We start from the raw sequence: 16,095 nt of genomic DNA on the forward strand, positions 1-16,095 counted from the left end.
CCGATGAACGACAGGAACTCCACCACCTCGCCCGGCAGTTCGATCGCCACGCCACGCCCTCCCCCGACGGCACCACATGTCTCCGTGCGACCGTAGGCCAAAATCGAACGGCGAGAGGCGGGAACGAGAGATCCCACCGAAGGACGGGATCTCCCGGACGAAGAGGCTCTTCCCAATGGACCGGCCCGACGACGCACAGGCCAAATCGTCGATCTGCGCGCAGCACCACAGCGGAAGTGCCCAGAACACGAACGCAGACGCAGGCCGGCCTTGGCGGCAGGGCACCCGAGCGGGTCGCGTGATCAGGTGCTTGTGGGTGTCGAAGAACCGGGTTCGCCACACCCAGTGAAGGCTGTGATGAGCCCCGGCCCATTCGACCTATCTGATCTACGGTCAGAAGCTGTTGTCGTACCGATCTTGGTGGACGTGGGTTCGACTGGAACAGCTCGGTCGGGTGATCTTGCCGCGTGCCGAGCATGGAGACAGGGCCTCTGGTGCAGCTCGGGGTTGTCGAGACCTTGAGTGCGCCAGGAGGCCCTGTTGTCGCAGTTGTACGCCCTCGTGCCGGTCGGCTCCAACTCGGCTGCCCGGGAGTGCGATTGTCTCGCCCACCGGTTCGGAAACGCCGTTGACCGGCCACACGGACGACCGAGGTATCCCTCGGACACGACCGATGCGGAATGGGCGGTCGTGCGTGACGCGATGCCCGTGCCCGCCTGGCTGGAGGGAAGGGGTGGGCAGCCGGAGGGTTACTGCCACCGGCAGCTGGTCGACGCGGTGCGCCACCTGGTTGCGGGCGGCATCGCCTGGAGGGCGGTGCCCGCGGACTTTCCCACGTGGGACCGCGTCTACGCGTTCTTCCGGCGCCGGCGGGACAGGGGCCTGGCCGCCGAATTCCACGACCGGCTGCGAGACCGGGTCCGCGAGACGGCGGGGCGTGATTCGGAGTCGACCGCGGGCATCATCGACGCGCAGTCGGTGAAGGCGGCGGCGTCTCCAGTCGCACGAAGTGCGCGGCGCGATCAATACGCTGCTCGCCACGACCGGCACCCGTACCCCGCTGCACCTGGCGGCCTGGGCCGTCGCCCAGCGGATCGTCGCCCAGCCCGAGCGGCCGAGCGGGGCGCTGATCGTCCCGCCGCCGCCCGCCGACTCCCCGGCCTGGACCCTGCCCCGGGAGCCGTGACCGTCCAAGACTTCGCCGGGGCGGGTGAACGTCTGCCGGACCACCGGCGAGGCGGAGGGCCGCCCGGCTCGGACCGGTGGGCGGTCGGGGCCCCGCCGGGCGACGAGGGGTCGGCCGGCGGGGTGGGGGCGGTGCGGGAGGGTCAGTCCTGCGGGGCGTCCGGGTGGTGCAGGGAGTAGACGGTGTAGGCGTGCGGGTCCGGCTTGGCCAGCTCGGCGGCCCGGTCGCGGACGGCCTGGATGTCCGGGTCGCCCATGGCGGCCTTGATGCCGTCCTTGCTGCTCCACTGCGCGACGTACAGCAGCCGCTTGCCGTCCCGGCTGGTGAGGATGTTCACCGACAGGCAGCCCGGCCGGTTGCGGATGTGCTTGTCGGCGCCCTCGCTCATCACCCGGGCGAGCTCCTGCTGGTTCTCCGGCTCCACGTCGAAGACGTTGATCATGAAGATGTTGCCGTCGCCTTCGCGCAGGACGGTTTCGCTCATCGGAATCGTTCCCTCTCGTTCTCGTTCTTGTTCTCGTTCACCGACGGACATCGGAGGACGTCAACGGGCGCCCGGCGGCGGAGCCGCCCAGGCACGGGCCACCTCGACGGCCTGGGCCGGGTTGAGGCGGGGGTCGCAGTGGGACGCGGCGCCGGACGGCGCGCCGGCGGCGGCGAGGTCGGCCGCGAGCTCGGCGGGGTCGTCCCAGACGCATTCGGCGACCTCGTACGGGGTGGTCTCCAGGTGCAGGCCGGCCGCGACGCCGCCCGCCGCGGTGACCGCCTCGCGGAAGGCGTGCACCTCGGCGACCAGCGTCCGCACCGAGCGGACCTTGGTGCCGTCCGGCGCCTTGACGGTGTTGCCGTGCATCGGGTCGCACAGCCACACCACCCGGTGGCCGGCCCGCTGGACGGCGGCGACCAGCGGTGGCAGCACGGCTGCCACCGCGGCCGCGCCCATCCGGACCACCAGGGTGAGCCGGCCGGGGTCCCGGTGCGGGTCCAGCCGGGCGCACAGGGCGAGCAGGTCCTGCGGGCGGGTGGACGGCCCGATCTTGCAGGCCACCGGGTTGGCGACCTGGGCCAGCATCATGGCGTGCGGGCCGTCGGGGTTCCTGGTGCGCTCGCCGATCCACGGCAGGTGGGTGGAGGTCAGCAGGATGTCGTCGGTCGCGGTCCGGCGCAGCAGCGGCAGTTCGTAGTCCAGCACCAGCGCCTCGTGGCTGGTCCACACCGGCGCCCCGGCGGGCAGGCCCCAGGCGCCGGAGCGCTGGCGCAGGCAGGCCACGGCGGAGCGGGCCGCGTGGTAGCAGTCGAGCATCCGCCCCGGATCGGCCCGCCGGGCGGCCGCGGTGGGCTCCGGCGCGTTCACCAGGTGGCCGCGGTAGACCGGGAGTTCGACGTCGTCGACGGTCTCGGTCGGGGAACTGCGGGGCTTGGCGAACTGGCCGGCGATCCGGCCGATCCGCAGCACCGGGCGGCCGGTGCCGGCCGTCATGACGCCGGCCATCGCGTCCAGCAGCGCGGCCTTGCGGACCACCACGGACGGCTCGCACTCCTGCGGGTCCTCCGCGCAGTCCCCGGCCTGGACGACCAGGTACTGGCCGACCGCGGCTTCGGCGAGCAGGGTCCGCAGGTGGCGGACCTCGGCCCAGGTGACCAGGCCGGGCAGCCGGGCCAGTTCGGCGCGAACCGCTGCCGCCCGGATTGGGTCGCCCCAGTCGGGCTGCTGCTCGGCGGCGCCGGCCTCCCGGGCCCACTCCTCGTTGAGATCGGTGAACGGGCGCTCCGCAGGCGCCAGTTGCGGCGGGTGGCCGGGGCGGGCCGCTCCGGTCACCGGGCGGCCCCGTTCCACTCGTCCCCGCTCCACGCGGCCCGGGACGGCATCTCGCCGGGGGCCAGCCGCCGGGCCGCGGTGAGCCCGTCGGCGAGCGGCAGCATGACCAGCTCGACCCGCTCGTCGCGGCGGGCGTGCTCGTTGAAGGCCCGGACGGCGGCGGGCTTGGGCGCCGGGTCCGCGTCGATCACCTGGCCGCTGAACAGGGTGTTGTCGACCAGCAGCAGACCGCCGGGGCGCAGCCGGGGGACGAGTTCCTCCCAGTAGCCGATGTAGCCGGGCTTGTCCGCGTCGATGAAGGCGAGGTCCAGGTGCGGTTCGGCGGGCAGCGCGCGCAGCGTCTCCAGCGCGTCGCCGAGCCGTAGTTCGATCCGGTCGGCGACGCCGGCCCGGGTCCAGAACTCGCGGGCCAGGTCGGTCCACTCGGCCGAGACGTCGAAGGTGATCAGCGAGCCGTCGGCGGGCAGGCCGCGGGCCAGGCAAAGCGAGGAGTAGCCGGTGAAGGTGCCGACCTCGACGATCCGGCGGGCGCCCAGCAGGCGTACCAGGAAGGTCAGCAGCGCGCCCTCCTCGGGGGCGACGCTCATGTGCGCCTGGTCGGGGATGGCCGCGTGGGTCCGCTCGATCAGCTCGGCCAGCAGGGAGTCCGGCGTCATCCGGCCCTGGGTGAGGAGGTAGTCGTGCAGCTCGGGCGTGAGGGTCACGCCTCGGGTGGTGAGCGTGTCGTTGCGCAGCACAGGATTCTCCCGAGTGAGGTGGGGCGGTACGGGTACCGGTCTTCATTCGGCGGAGCTCGACGGGCGGTACGGGTGCTCGGCGGTGCTCGGTGGTGCTCGGTGGTGCTCGGCGGGCGGTACGGGTGCTCGGCGGTGCTCGGTGGTGCTCGGTGGTGCTCGGCGGGCGGTACGGGTGCGGGCGTTCAGGTGCCGGTGGTCAGTCGGCGGTGCTCAGCGGCGCCGGGTCGAGCGGGCGCCAGGCGGCGTAGGCGCGCCGGATCGCCGCGCTCTCCCGGGGCAGCCGGGCGATGAAGGAGGTCAGGTCGCCGGGGCAGTGCAGCTCGAACCGGCGGCGCGCGCCGGGGTGTTCGTGCTCGCGGACGAAGTACATGACGGTGGAGCCGGCCGGCCCGCCCTCGTGCGGGTTGTGGCCGCCGCCCTCGGGGATCAGTCCGGCCTCGGTCCGCCAGGACGCGACCAGCTTGGTCAGCAGCGCGGTGCTCGGGCGGGCCACCACGAACGCGGTGTGCTGCTCGAAGCCGGCGGCGACCTCGGCCCGCTCCAACTGCGGGGAGTACGCCCGGCCGTCGCGCGGCAGCAGGAAGATCTCCACGGCGGCGTGCCGGCGCCCGGTCGGCAGGGCGAGCCGCAGCCGGGTGATGTGCACCTTGCAGTCGGCCGGGTCGAGGCCGTGGCGTTCGGCGAGCCGGCGGCGCACCACCGTGCTGGGAACGACGGGCAGCGGCGACAGGCCGAGCTCCTCCAGCCGGCGCAGGCCGGCGTCCAGGGTGCTGGGGAACAGCAGCAGGCCGCAGTGGTCGAACGTGCAGTGCTGCGCGGTCAGTCGAGCGGCGTCGCCGCCCGTCCGGACCAGGGACAGCAGGGTGGAGGCGGCCGCCCCGGCGGACAGCCGGGCGCTGCGGACGACCTCGTCCAGCTGGCGCAGGCCGGAGGCCGAGAAGACCCCGGGCGCGCTGTGCGCATCGGCACCGGAAAAGAGTCCGGTGCCGGAAATTCTGTGCACCGACCCCGGTTCTGCATTGGTGCCACCGAAACTTCGTGCAATCGACATCGACGACCTCCTACGTCGGGGACGCCGGGAATTCTGTAGTGCCCGTCGGTCGATCGGCAACCTGCTCCGAGGTCGCCGCGGTCGAATCGCCGGTTTGATCCTGCTCATTTTTCGATGGAGTCGCCGGTGACCTGCGGAAACAATCGGATTCGGTCTTTCCGATGTCACCCATCGGCCTGGCCGAACGATAGTCAGGGTACGGACGGGGTCGCACTCCTGGCTCGTTCCGGTGCCCCGGGGGAGCCCTTCCCATTGATTTTCCTTACCGCCGGGAGTCCGGTTCCGCACGGTTCGGGGTCGGCGGCGCAGCCGGCCGGTCGAATCCGCCGCAGCTGGGCCGGGCCCGGCGACCCCCGGGTACCCCGGATATTAGGAATCTTTATTGAGGGGCCCGGCCGGGGAAGAATTGGGATCCCTTATCGGGGAGCTCTGGACGAATCGCCGACCGGGCGCGCAGAATCCGGGGCGGAAAGCGGCGGACGTCCGCTCGGACACCAGTGGCACCTCGGCGCGAGGACCGGTGCGCGCGGCGGCGCGCATACCGCGGCCGAAACCCGAGCAGACGCCGGCGCGACCACCGATGCAGATGGAGGACCTTCGTGAAAGCTCCCCCCGAGAAATCGACGACTCTCCTGCCGACCTTCGGCGAAGCCCTGGAGCGCGCCGCCGTGCTCCGCCCCGGACCGGCCGTCATGGACGGCGACCGGTGGTGGAGCTGGCGCGACTGCCTGCTCCAGGCCGAGCGGACCGCAGGCGTGCTGCACCGCCGCGGACTGCGGGCCGGCGACGTGCTGGCGACCCAACTCCCCAACAGCTGGGAGATGTTGGTGCTGCACGCGGCCACCGCCCGGCTCGGCGTGCTGCTCCTGCCGCTGCACTCCGCGTACGGCGTGCACGAGGTGCGCTCGCTGCTGGAACAGTCCGGGGCGAGCGCGCTGGTGGCCCGGGCCTCCTACCGGGGCCGGGACCGCACCGCCGACATCCGCGCCCTGGGGGAGCGGCTCCCGGCACTGCGGCACATCTGGCTCTCCGGCACCGACCGCGCCGACCGCGCCGACGGCACCGAAGGCGCCGACCGCACCGACCGCACCGACCGCACCGACCGCACCGACCGTACCGACGGCACCGGCGACCGAGCCGGTGGGCTCGTCGGTGGGCCGGACGACCTGCCCGACTCCCGCGAACTGCTGGACCGGGCACCGTACTTCGAGGGGAGGCTGCCGGAGCGCCCGCGGGACCCGCAGGCGCCGCTGATGCTGCTGGCCTCCTCGGGCACCACTTCCCAGCGCCCCAAGCTCTGCCTGCACAGCCACGGCGGACTGCTCGGCAATGCCGCCGCGGTGGCCTCCGACGGCGGGCTCGGGGCCGACGACACCGTGGTGTCGGCCAGCCCGCTCAGCCACGCCTTCGGGATGCTCTCGGTGCACCTGGCGCTGGTCACCGGCGGCGCGGTCGGGCTCTTCGAGGGCTGGGACGCGGGCCGCTTCCTGGCCGCGCTGCGGGCCGCCGGCGCCACCGCCGCGTTCGCCGTCCCGGCCCAACTGCGCGACCTGCTGGACCTGTTGGCGCAGGAAGCGGAGCGGGGTGCGGCTCCCGTCCCGGGGCTGCGGGAGGTTCGCACCGGCGGCGCGCCGGTGCCCCGCGAACTGGCCGAGGGGGTGCGCCGCCGACTCGGCGCCCAGCTGATCGTCCAGTGGGGGATGACCGAGGTCGGCGCCGGGACGTTCACCCGGCCGGAGGACCCGCCCGAGGCCGCGGCCACCGTCGGCCGGCCGGTCTCCGGCGGCGAGGCCAGGGTGGTGGACGCCGACGGCGCACCCGTCCCGACCGGCGTCACCGGCGAGCTGCAGTACCGCAGCCCCTACCTGTTCCAGGGGTATCTGCACGCGCCGGAGCTGACCGCGGCCGCGTTCACCGCGGACGGCTGGCTGCGCTCCGGCGACCTCGCCGTGCTCCAGGAGGACGGCTCGGTCGGCTACCGGGGGCGCAGTGACGAGCTGATCAACCGGGGCGGGCTCAAGTTCAGCGCCCTGGAGGTGGAGGAACTGCTCAACGACCTGCCGCAGTTGGCGCAGCACGCGGTGGTGGCGCGGCCCGACCCGCGGCTCGGCCAGCGCTCCTGCCTGCTGGCCGCGCTGCGCCCGGACGCCCGGCTGACCCTCGACGAGGTGACCGGCCACCTGTCCCGCAAGGGCCTGGCCACCTACAAGCTGCCCGAGCAGCTGGTGGTGGTCGACCGACTGCCGACCACCGTCACCGGGAAGATCGCCCGGGCCCGGCTGCGGACCGTCCCGCTCCCCGAGCCCGGTAGCGCGGACCGGCCGGCGGCGGCGCGGGTCGTGCCGCCCGAGCCGGTCCTGTCGGTGCCCCGCCCCAGGGACGGGCACCGCCGGCCGGCCCCGGACGACCCGGGCGCGGCCGGGTGAACGGCCGGGGGAGCGCCCGGACCGGAGGTTCAGGCCGCCAGCTGCTTGCGGATGGCGCTCTGGAATCCGAGCAGGTTGGGGTTGGCCGAGTTGCGCTCCAGCCAGGTCATGGTGATCGCCGCCCGGAGGTCGGTGTCGCCGATCTCCACCAGGGCGACCTCGCCCCGGTCGACCTGGCTGCGGACCGACACCAGCGGCAGCAGCGCGCAGCCCATCCCGGCCGCGACGCAGGCGCCCAGGGTGCCGATGCTGTCCACCTCGGCGACCGGCTCCTTGGCGGGCATCGCCCCGAAGGCGCCGTCGTACATCTCCCGGAACCCGCAGCCCCGCTGGGTGGCCAGGAACGGCTCGGCGGCCAGCTCCGCCAGGTCGGCCCGGCCGCGGGCGGCCAGCGGGTGCCCCGGCGGCACGATGATCACCAGCGGTTCCTCGGTCAGCGTCTCGGCGCGCAGCCCGGCGTCGACCGGCGGGGTGCCGAAGGTCAGGCAGAGGTCGAGGTCGCCCCGGCGCACCGACTGGTACAGCTCGCCGCGGTTGTCCTGGGAGACCCGGACCTTGGTCTCCGGGTGCAGCTCCCGGTAGTACGAGAGCACCTGCGGCAGCAGGTAGCGGCCCAGCGTCTCCAGGGCGCCGAGGGCCAGCTCGGTGGCGGGCCGGGAGACCGCGAAGCGGGCCTCCTCCAGCAGGGTGAGGATCCGTTCGGTGTACGAGGACAGCACCTCGCCCTGGGCGGTCAGCCGGATCCGGCGCTGCGAGCGGTTGATCAGTTCGATGCCCAACTCGCGTTCCAGTGCCTGGATTTGGTCGCTGACACTGGACTGCGCGTAATGCAACTCCCGGGCCGCCTGTGTCACGCTGAGAGTCCGGGCGACCGCCTCGAACGTGCGCAGGTGTCGTAACTCCATGGCGTGGACACTCCTCTGACGAGCTATCGGCTGTGCCGATTGTATTCATAGGCCATTCCGGTCGTCAGTGACGCCAACTCCCCTTATGCGTCCGGGAGAATGGGATTTCCCGCCCCCGACGAACCGATGGGTCTCCCCATCGGCGGATCCGCGCGTCCGCGATCCGGGCGGTGTGGCATGCCGTTTTTCTTGAACGAGGAGCACTTATGGCTACGCAGGCCGGCGTTCAGCCCGCCGTCACCCAGCCGGGGTCCGAAGGCCCCCCGCGCGCACTTCTGATCGGGCTCTCGCTCGGCTACTTCATGGTGCTGCTGGACATGACCATCGTCTCGGTCGCCCTCCCGGCGATGGCCGACTACCTCGACGTCGGCCTCAGCGGACTCCAGTGGGTCACCAACGGCTACACCATCACCTTCGCCGCCCTGCTGCTCACCGCGGGCTGGCTCTCGGACCGCTTCGGCGGCCGCCGGGTCTTCCTGTGGGGCCTGGTCGCGTTCGGCGTGCTGTCCGGCGTCTCCGCGCTGGCGACCACCCTGCCGGTGCTGGTCGCGCTGCGGCTGGCGCTGGGCGCGGCGGGGGCGCTGCTGCTCCCGTCCTCGCTCGCGGTGATCACCAACGCCTACACCGACCCGGCGATGCGGGCCCGCGCAGTGGGCTCCTGGGCGGCCATCACCGGCGCGGCCCTGGCGGCCGGGCCGGTGGTCGGCGGCGTGCTGACCGACACCGTCGGCTGGCGGGCGATCTTCCTGATCAACGTCCCGCTGGCGCTGGCCAGCCTGCTGATCACCGTCAAGATGGCCCCCGAGACCGCCCTCAAGCAGCGCGGCGGCCTCGACCTGACCGGTCAGATCAGCTCCGTCGTCGCGCTCGCCGCCCTGGTGTACGCGCTGATCGAGGGCCCCGACAAGGGCTGGGGCGCCACCGGCGTGCTGATCGCCTTCGCGCTCACCGCGCTCGCCGTGGTCACCTTCCTGGTGGCCGAGGTGCGGGCCGGCGACGCGGCCATGATCCCGCTGCGGATGTTCCGCAGCCCGGGCTTCTCCCCGGCGGTCGGGGCGGGCCTGCTCGCCAACTTCGGACTCTCCGGCCTGCTGTTCGTCCTGTCGCTGTTCTTCCAGGAGGGCCGCGGCTACTCGCCGGTCGTCACCGGCCTGGTCTTCCTGCCGCTGACCCTGCCCACCGCGTTCAACCCGATCTACACCGGCCGGCTGGTCGGCCGGATCGGGCCGCGCAGGCCCGCCACCCTCGGCTTCGTGCTGATGGGCGTCGGCGCGCTGCTCCAGGCGCCGTTCACCGGCAACTCGGCGCTCGCCCTGGCCGCGACCGTGGTCGGCCTGCTGGCCTTCGGCTTCGGCGTCTCCTTCGCCCTGCCGTCGCTGGTCGCGGGCATGTCCAGCACCGTCCCCGCCGAGTTCGCCGGCATGGGCGCCGGCGTCCTCAACTCGGCCCGCCAGGTCGGCGCCTCGCTCGGCGTCGCCGTCCTCGGCATCGTCCTCAACCTGTCCTCGTCCAGCGCCGACGGCACCCGTTGGGCGCTGGTCACGGGCGGACTGGTCCTGCTGCTCGGGGCCGTCGTCACCTCCACCGGACTGCGTGGAAAGGCACCCGCCGCCAAGTAGTCCCGTCCCACCCGAGCGCGTGCCCGGATCCGCCCCCGGTCTCCAGGAGGAGCATTGGCTACCGCACCATCGCCCGTCCCGCCGCAGGGCCTCCGCCCGGCCCCCGGCCTCGACGGGGTCGACCACCTGGCCTACGTCACCTGGCGGCCGCGTGCGACGTACGAGTTCTACACCCAGGTCCTGGGCATGCCGCTGGTGCACGCCATCACGGCCACCGGGTGGGTCACCGACGACTACCCGGACTTCGTGCACTTCTTCTTCGACATGGGCCGGGGCAACCGGATCGCGTTCTTCTACTACTTCGACCTGCCGGCCGAGGCGCCGCCGAGCGACCTGATGCACCGCTCGCGGCACCTCGCCTTCCACGTCGACACCGAGGAGGACCTCCTCGCCTGGCGCGAGCGGCTGAAGTCCCACGGGGTGCGGGTCACCACGCCGCTCGCCCACGAGCTGATCGAGTCGATCTACTTCGACGACCCCAACGGCCTCCAACTGGAGATCACCCGACCGCTGCGCGAGATGTCCGGCATCGACGCCCGCGACGCGGAACTCACCCTGCGGGCCCTGATCGACGTCACCGCCTCGCCGCACCCCTCGGTGCAGGCCATGTGGCAGCGCAAGGCCGAACTCATCCGCAAGAGCATCGAGGTGCCCGCCCCATGACACTCGCCCTGTACGTACTCGACGTCCCGGAGTTCGAACCCGTGGTCCGCGCCGCCCAGGACGCCGGCATGGAAGCCCGGTCGGTCGGCGACTACCTGGAACTCAGCACCGAGCGCAGCGAGGTGGTGCTGCGCCGCGAGAACACCGGCATCCGCACCGCGCTCTGGCACGCCGCGCTGACCGGCGGCGTCGCCGGACGCATCATGCTCTTCACCGCCGACACGCTCCACCTGACCGAGGAGGACCGATGAGTTCCCAGGCGGACCACGGACGCACCACCCGTCACCCGGTCCTGGTCGTCGGCGCCGGACCCGCCGGGCTCAGCGCCGCGCTCGCGCTGCGCGCCGCCGGGATGCCCGCCACCGTCCTGGAGCGCCGCACCGCCGAGACCGTGCGGCCCGGCAGCCGCGCCGCGTACATCCACGGCGCCTCGCTGCGCGAACTGGAGCGGCTCAGCCCCGGACTCGGGCAGCGGATCGCCGACCACGGCCTGATGTGGGCCACCAAGCGCTCCTTCTGGGCCGGCCGCGAGGTCTACACCCGCACCTACCCCCGCTACGGGAAGGACGGCCTGCCGCCGTTCACCAGCCTCCCGCAGGTCGACACCGAGGACCTGATGGTCGCGGCCTGCCACGAGGCCGGCGTCGAGTTCCACCACGGCGTCGAGGTGAAGTCCGCCGAGACCACCCCCGACGGCGTCCGGCTGACCGACACCACCGGACGCGCCTGGGAGGCCGAGTACGCCATCGCCGCCGACGGCTCCCGCTCGCCGCTGCGCGAAGCCGTCGGCATCCCGCTGGAGGGCCCGCGCTCGCGCAACACCTTCGTGGTGGTCGACCTCAAGGACGACCCGGACAACCCCGTCCCGCTGGAGCGGGTCTTCCACTACAAGCACCCGGCGGCCGGCGGCCGCAACGTGCTGATCGTGCCGTTCGCCGGCGGCTGGCGGGTCGACCTCAACCTCGACGTGGACGACGACCCGGCGCGCTTCACCTCCCCCGAGGGCCTGAGCCGGTGGATCTCCCGGGTGATGCCCGCCGCGTACGGGGAGCGGGTCAGCTGGGTGTCGACCTACAAGTTCGCCCAGCAGGTGGCCGCCGACTTCACCGACACCCACCACCGGGTGCTGCTCGTCGGCGAGGCCTCCCACCTGTTCGCGCCGTTCGGCGCCCGCGGCATGAACTCCAGCATCCCCGACGCGGTGCGGGCGGTGCGGGCCGTGCACGACGCGCTGTCGGCCGGCGGCGGGCGGGCCCGGGAGGCCGCCGAGATCGCCCGGTTCGCCGCCGAACGCCGGGAGGCGGCGCTGTACAACCGGGGCTGCGCCAGCACCGCGCTGGAGCACATGGTCGCCCAGCGGCCGGCGGTCCGGCTGCGGCGGCGGGTGGCGGTGGCGGTGGCGCTGGCCGGGCAGCGGGCGGGCGCCTGGCTGGACTCGGCACCGTACGGGCCCAAGCTGGCGGCGAAGGGCGCGGCCCGCAAGTCCTACTGACCGCCCGGCCGTTCGCCCGGTTCGGCCCGGCCGTTCGCCCGGTTCCGGCCGGGCGGGCGGCCCGGGGAGCGCCGGGGCGGCCCGGGGAGCGCCGGAGGGGTGGTTCAGGGCGGGTCGAGCGGGATGTCCCGGAGTGCGGACCGGGCCGCCGCGCGGGCGGCGGCGACCACCGGCTCGCCGGCCGACGGGGAGAACGCGAGGTAGACCGGGACGGGCTCCGGCTCCGGGCACAGCACCCCCGGCGGCACCGGCCGCAGCGACAGGTCGCCGTGGTGGACGCTCGCGGCCAGCGCGGTGTACGCCAGCCCGGCCCGGACCGAGGCCCGCACCGCGAGCGGGTCCGAGCACCAGGGGGCCGACCGCCAGGGCACGTTGTGCTCGGCCAGGGTCTCGACGATCCGCCGGCTCAGTGCCGAGCGGCCGCGGACCAGCGCCACCGGCACCGGCTCCTTCGCCAGCAGCTGCGCCTGCCCGTACCAGGCCAGGCGCAGCCGTCCCAGTCGCTCGCAGCGCGGTGTCTCGATCCCGAGCAGGATCGCGGCCTCCAGTTCGTCCCGCCCGACCTGGTCGGCCAGCGCCGCGCTCGGTCCGATGGCGATCGAGCACTTCAACTGCGGCCGCTCGGCGGCCAGTTTGCTGAGCATGATGTGCAGGCCGTCGGCGAAGTGGACCGAGCATCCCAGGCTGAGCGAGTCCTGCGAGCACAGCGCCGCGATCCGGTCGAGCACCTCGTTGTTCAGCAGGATCACCCGGCGGGCGTGCGCCAGTACCTCCCGCCCGACCGGGGTCAGCAGCAGCGGACGTCTGGTCCGTTCGAACAGCGGGGCCTCGACGATCGACTCCAGCCGCTGGATCTGCTGGCTGACAGTCGGTTGCGTGACGTGCAAGGAACGGGCGGCGCAGGCGAATCCGCCCTCGTCGACGATCGCCACGAGCGAGCGCAGCAACTTGACCTCGATGTCACGTAACGACACTTTGGGGCACCTGCTTCTCGGTGGGCGCGGCCGTGTGGGGCCGGAACATAAAAAGTCGTCGTACGAGCACCCGTGTGGCAGGTGTGCTGGAAGCGGTTTTTGAATCCTCGCAGGTCTGATCGAGTTGTCAACGGGGTGATTGGGACATGACCGAATCGAGAGGCTTCTGTGAACGTTGGTGTCCGAATCCGGCCACAGGCGTGCCGGTGCGCGCGGGACGCGGCCCGGCCCCGATGCGCCGGCGGCCGGGAGCCGGGCGGGCCCGCACCGGCGGGCGGTGAACGCAACGCCGCCGCTTCGGGCCGCGCGACGCCGATCGCGGACGGCGGCGGGCCGCCGCGGTGCTCCTCTTCTTTGTGGTGCTTCGGCGATGCGCATGTTCCTTGCGGTGCTTCGGCATTGCGCACGGCTCGGTGGTCCGGTCGACGTGTTCGGTGATCCGGCGGACGCCGTCGGCGGCGCGACCCGGAGCGCATCGGCGCGGGCGAGGCGGAGGCTGGCCGGCCGCTGCGGCGGCGGGTTCGCGGGGCGCGTCGGGTCGTCCTGCGGCGGTACGGCGTTCTCGACCGGGCGCTCCTCGTGCGGCCCGAGGCGGTGGGCGTCCCGCCGGATCGTCCGACGTGTGGCCGGGGCTGCGCCGATCGGGCGGGTGTTCGGTGCGGCGTTCGGGCGGGCGGCGGGGCTGCGGCGGGATGACGTCGGCCCGGACCACGGGGGTGAGGTCCGGGCCGACGCCGGTCGGGGGGTGGGGAGTTGGGTTACTTGGGTTCGGCCGTCAGCGAGTCGCCGTTGATGGTGACCTTGAGTTCGGGCAGCGGGTCCTTGGCCGGCCCGTGCGTCACCGAGCCGTCCTTGATGTCGAACGAGGTGTTGTGGCACGGGCAGTGGATCTTGCCGCTCTTCACCTTGGTCACCAGGCAGCCCTGGTGCGTGCAGATGGCGCTGAAGGCGTGGAACTCGCCCTGCGTCGGCTGGGTGACGACGACCTTCTGGCCTTCGTAGATCTTTCCACCGCCGACCGGCACATCGCCGGTCTTGCCGAGCGAGACCGGCGCCGTGGGCGTCGCGCCGGGGGTGTAGTGCGTGGTGGGCGCGCAGGACGTTGCGGTGACACCGGCGATGGCGGTGACGCCCGCCGCGGTGGCGCCCTGCAGCACGGTGCGGCGGGAGGGGGGCTTCGATTCCGGGGCGTTTTCAGTCACAAGAGCACGCTATGAAGGGCGACTTGAGCGACGGTGGAGCCAATGCCGGTGATTTAAGTACGGTCTCGCCGGGTGATCACGCGGGTGGCCGGCCGGGGGTGGTGGCGACATGTGGTGTCGGGCGTGTTTGAGACACCGCTCGGACATCTTGTGTTTGATGACGCGGGCTGATGCGTGGAAGTCGTGGAGGGCGGGAGTCGGTCGGCAATCCCGGCGAGGTTGCGGTCCGTGTGCGCTCGAACCCCCGGTCATTTCGGACATACGGGCATTATTCGTTACGAACGGGTGGTCTTGCGGAATACTTGCAGATCACCACGGCGGGATGATTCCATTGCGCCCAATGGCTACAGGCGTGTTCATACGGGGGTTCGCATGGGACGGTCAGATCGGCGCACCAGAGAATTCGGCGGAGAAATCAGAATACTCCTCCTTGCCGAGGACTCACTCATTCGTGTCGGAATTACTGCGCTTCTCCAGTTGGCCGATGATTTGTCGGTCGTCGCCGAAACGCAGGACGAGGAAATAGCTCACACCCTCGCTCTGGAATTGTCGCCGGACATCACGGTGCTCAGCGCCTCCCCGGAGACGCCGTTCCGGGGCGACGTGGTCGAGCGGCTCTCCGCGGTCAGCCGGCTGGTCTACGTCGGCGCCTGCCAGCCCGACGTGATCCAGCAGCTGATCACCTGTGGGGCGGCCGCGGTGTTCGACCCGCGGGGCCGGCCGCAGGCGCTGCCCGACATCATCCGGGTGGCCGCCGCGGACGACGCGCTGATCATGCCGACCTGCGGCCCGTTGAAGATGGCCCGGATCCAGGCGCCGGCGGAGGCGCCCGAGGTGTGCAGCCTGCCGCTGGCGCCGGGCGCGCTGACCAACCGGGAGGCCGAGGTGCTGCTCCTGCTGGCCCAGGGCTACGCCAACCAGGAGATCGCCAGCAGGCTCTCGGTCTCCTCGGCCACCATCCGCTCGCACGTCCACAACCTGCTGACCAAGCTCAGCGTCCGCAGCCGGGCCCACGCGGTGGCGCTCGCGTACGAGTCCGGGCTGATCAGGGCGGTCGAGCGGGGGTTGCGGCAGACGGCCTGAGCCGACGGCGTCCGCGCCGGGCGGCCGCCGGGCCGGCGGGCCCGCCGCGGACGGACCCGCCGACCCGGCGTGCGCTACGCCAGGTTGCCGACCGGGTCGGCGTCCAGAGCCCCGGCGACGGCGCCGAGGATCTCGACCACCGAGGTGTGCAGGAAGAAGTGGTCCCCGGGCAGCATCTCCAAGCGGGCCCGGGCGTCGGTCTGGGACCGCCAGCCGTGCAGTGCCTGCGGCCGCACGGACGGGTCCGCCGTGCCCCCGAAGACGGTCATCGGCACTGTCAGCGGGGGCTCCGGGCGGTAGTGGTAGGTCTCCAGCACGGAGAAGTCGGCCCGCAGGGTGGGCAGCATCAGCTCCATCAGCTCCCGGTTGTCCAGCAGCTCCGGCGGGGTGCCGCCGAGGAACCGCAGCTCCCGCTTGACCTCCTCGTCGGTGGCCGCGTGGATCAGCGGACGGGTGCGCGGCGCGTCCGGCGCCGAGGCGCCGGAGACGAACAGGTGCTCCGGCGCGGCCGCGCCGCGCCGCCGCAGCTCCCGGCAGAGTTCGAACGCCAGCAGGGCGCCCATGCTGTGCCCGAAGAGCGCGAACGGCTGGTCGAGCACCGGCGTCAGCTCGTTCGCCAGCAGGGCGACCAGTGGCCGCAGCCGGGAGACCGGGCTCTCGCCCAGCCGGCGCCCGTGGCCGGGCAGCTCCACCGGGCAGACCTCGACCCGGTCGTCGGCCAGCGCGCCCCAGCCCCGGTAGAGCGAGGCGGCTCCGCCCGCGTACGGCAGGCAGAGCAGCCGGACCCGGCCGGGCGGAAGCTGTCGCGGGGTGTCGGCGAGGGCGGCGGACCGTGCGGGGGCGGGGACGGGGTACATCGATCACCTCCGGTCCGTCCCGGCGGGGGGAACCCGCCGGGACGAACGGTAAAAGAATAGTAAACGAACCATTGACGGTGG

15 protein-coding genes and 1 pseudogene are annotated in these 16,095 nt (G+C 72.9%); 8 read left to right on the forward strand and 8 right to left on the reverse strand.

The window, feature by feature from the left end; translation table 11 throughout:
* Window positions 1–561: 561 nt before the first annotated feature.
* Together ACIQF6_RS32575 and ACIQF6_RS32580 are read left to right on the forward strand one after the other, a co-directional pair.
* Window positions 562–888, forward strand: a pseudogene (locus ACIQF6_RS32575) (transposase); the annotation flags it as partial.
* A 121-nt stretch (window positions 889–1,009) separates the two neighbouring features.
* Entirely contained in the window at window positions 1,010–1,186 is a 177-nt protein-coding gene (locus ACIQF6_RS32580) for a hypothetical protein (RefSeq protein ID WP_400901750.1), read from the forward strand.
* 142 nt (window positions 1,187–1,328) lie between these two features.
* Here the strand turns inward: ACIQF6_RS32580 and ACIQF6_RS32585 are convergent, their stop codons facing one another.
* The 4 genes from ACIQF6_RS32585 to ACIQF6_RS32600 all read right to left on the reverse strand — a co-directional run bounded on the left by ACIQF6_RS32585 (window position 1,329) and on the right by ACIQF6_RS32600 (window position 4,745).
* Window positions 1,329–1,670 (reverse strand): putative quinol monooxygenase, encoded by a 342-nt coding sequence (locus tag ACIQF6_RS32585; RefSeq protein WP_400901553.1) that lies wholly within the window; start codon window positions 1,668–1,670, stop codon window positions 1,329–1,331.
* 60 nt (window positions 1,671–1,730) lie between these two features.
* A complete protein-coding gene (locus tag ACIQF6_RS32590; RefSeq protein ID WP_400901555.1) occupies window positions 1,731–3,005 on the reverse strand; it encodes a 3-deoxy-7-phosphoheptulonate synthase in 1,275 nt (424 codons plus the stop codon).
* Window positions 3,002–3,742: an O-methyltransferase gene (locus tag ACIQF6_RS32595; protein ID WP_400901557.1), complete on the reverse strand. Its 741-nt coding sequence runs from the start codon at window positions 3,740–3,742 to the stop codon at window positions 3,002–3,004. Before ACIQF6_RS32595 ends, ACIQF6_RS32590 begins: the two co-directional genes overlap by 4 nt.
* A gap of 196 nt (window positions 3,743–3,938) precedes the next feature.
* A complete protein-coding gene (locus ACIQF6_RS32600) occupies window positions 3,939–4,745 on the reverse strand; it encodes a hypothetical protein (RefSeq protein ID WP_400901559.1) in 807 nt (268 codons plus the stop codon).
* Between the two features lie 647 nt (window positions 4,746–5,392).
* Between ACIQF6_RS32600 and ACIQF6_RS32605 the strand changes: the two genes are divergently transcribed.
* On the forward strand, window positions 5,393–7,219 hold the full coding sequence (locus tag ACIQF6_RS32605) for a class I adenylate-forming enzyme family protein (RefSeq protein WP_400901561.1): 1,827 nt from the start codon (window positions 5,393–5,395) through the stop codon (window positions 7,217–7,219).
* Window positions 7,220–7,248: 29 nt separating this feature from the next.
* Here ACIQF6_RS32605 and ACIQF6_RS32610 read toward each other — a convergent pair whose 3' ends face one another.
* Complete coding sequence (locus ACIQF6_RS32610) at window positions 7,249–8,124, reverse strand: LysR family transcriptional regulator (RefSeq protein ID WP_400901563.1); 876 nt, start codon at window positions 8,122–8,124, stop codon at window positions 7,249–7,251.
* A gap of 206 nt (window positions 8,125–8,330) precedes the next feature.
* Here ACIQF6_RS32610 and ACIQF6_RS32615 point away from each other — a divergent pair, with 206 nt between their 5' ends.
* From ACIQF6_RS32615 to ACIQF6_RS32630, 4 genes are read left to right on the forward strand one after another with little or no spacing between them, the layout of a single operon-like run.
* Window positions 8,331–9,743 carry an MFS transporter gene (locus ACIQF6_RS32615; protein WP_400901565.1) on the forward strand — a complete coding sequence of 471 codons (1,413 nt, stop codon included), beginning with the start codon at window positions 8,331–8,333 and terminating at the stop codon, window positions 9,741–9,743.
* A gap of 54 nt (window positions 9,744–9,797) precedes the next feature.
* Complete coding sequence (locus tag ACIQF6_RS32620; RefSeq protein ID WP_400901567.1) at window positions 9,798–10,406, forward strand: VOC family protein; 609 nt, start codon at window positions 9,798–9,800, stop codon at window positions 10,404–10,406.
* Window positions 10,403–10,657: a hypothetical protein gene (locus tag ACIQF6_RS32625; RefSeq protein WP_400901569.1), complete on the forward strand. Its 255-nt coding sequence runs from the start codon at window positions 10,403–10,405 to the stop codon at window positions 10,655–10,657. Before ACIQF6_RS32620 ends, ACIQF6_RS32625 begins: the two co-directional genes overlap by 4 nt.
* Window positions 10,654–11,898 (forward strand): FAD-dependent monooxygenase, encoded by a 1,245-nt coding sequence (locus ACIQF6_RS32630; protein ID WP_400901571.1) that lies wholly within the window; start codon window positions 10,654–10,656, stop codon window positions 11,896–11,898. The genes ACIQF6_RS32625 and ACIQF6_RS32630 overlap by 4 nt, the downstream gene beginning before the upstream one ends.
* Before the next feature lie 104 nt (window positions 11,899–12,002).
* On the opposite strand, the gene ACIQF6_RS32635 is transcribed toward ACIQF6_RS32630, so the two are convergent.
* Both ACIQF6_RS32635 and ACIQF6_RS32640 read right to left on the reverse strand, forming a co-directional pair.
* Complete coding sequence (locus ACIQF6_RS32635; protein ID WP_400901573.1) at window positions 12,003–12,872, reverse strand: LysR family transcriptional regulator; 870 nt, start codon at window positions 12,870–12,872, stop codon at window positions 12,003–12,005.
* Window positions 12,873–13,630: 758 nt separating this feature from the next.
* Window positions 13,631–14,074, reverse strand: coding sequence for a Rieske (2Fe-2S) protein (locus ACIQF6_RS32640; RefSeq protein WP_400901575.1), 444 nt, complete (start codon window positions 14,072–14,074; stop codon window positions 13,631–13,633).
* A 477-nt stretch (window positions 14,075–14,551) separates the two neighbouring features.
* Here ACIQF6_RS32640 and ACIQF6_RS32645 point away from each other — a divergent pair, with 477 nt between their 5' ends.
* Window positions 14,552–15,157, forward strand: coding sequence for a LuxR C-terminal-related transcriptional regulator (locus tag ACIQF6_RS32645; RefSeq protein ID WP_400901578.1), 606 nt, complete (start codon window positions 14,552–14,554; stop codon window positions 15,155–15,157).
* Window positions 15,158–15,231: 74 nt separating this feature from the next.
* On the opposite strand, the gene ACIQF6_RS32650 is transcribed toward ACIQF6_RS32645, so the two are convergent.
* Window positions 15,232–16,014, reverse strand: a complete 783-nt coding sequence (locus ACIQF6_RS32650) for a thioesterase II family protein (RefSeq protein ID WP_400901579.1) — start codon at window positions 16,012–16,014, stop codon at window positions 15,232–15,234.
* Window positions 16,015–16,095: the final 81 nt, after the last annotated feature.

The sequence above is a fragment of the Kitasatospora sp. NPDC092948 genome, assembly GCF_044754805.1.
Classification (GTDB): Bacteria; Actinomycetota; Actinomycetes; order Streptomycetales; family Streptomycetaceae; genus Kitasatospora.

Coding starts and splice junctions, on each gene's coding strand:
- ACIQF6_RS32585 (WP_400901553.1), bottom strand. CDS start 1,670: ATGAGCGAAACCGTCCTGCGCGAAGGCGACGGCAACATCTTCATGATC.
- ACIQF6_RS32625 (WP_400901569.1), top strand. CDS start 10,403: ATGACACTCGCCCTGTACGTACTCGACGTCCCGGAGTTCGAACCCGTG.
- ACIQF6_RS32615 (WP_400901565.1), top strand. CDS start 8,331: ATGGCTACGCAGGCCGGCGTTCAGCCCGCCGTCACCCAGCCGGGGTCC.
- ACIQF6_RS32630 (WP_400901571.1), top strand. CDS start 10,654: ATGAGTTCCCAGGCGGACCACGGACGCACCACCCGTCACCCGGTCCTG.
- ACIQF6_RS32650 (WP_400901579.1), bottom strand. CDS start 16,014: ATGTACCCCGTCCCCGCCCCCGCACGGTCCGCCGCCCTCGCCGACACC.
- ACIQF6_RS32610 (WP_400901563.1), bottom strand. CDS start 8,124: ATGGAGTTACGACACCTGCGCACGTTCGAGGCGGTCGCCCGGACTCTC.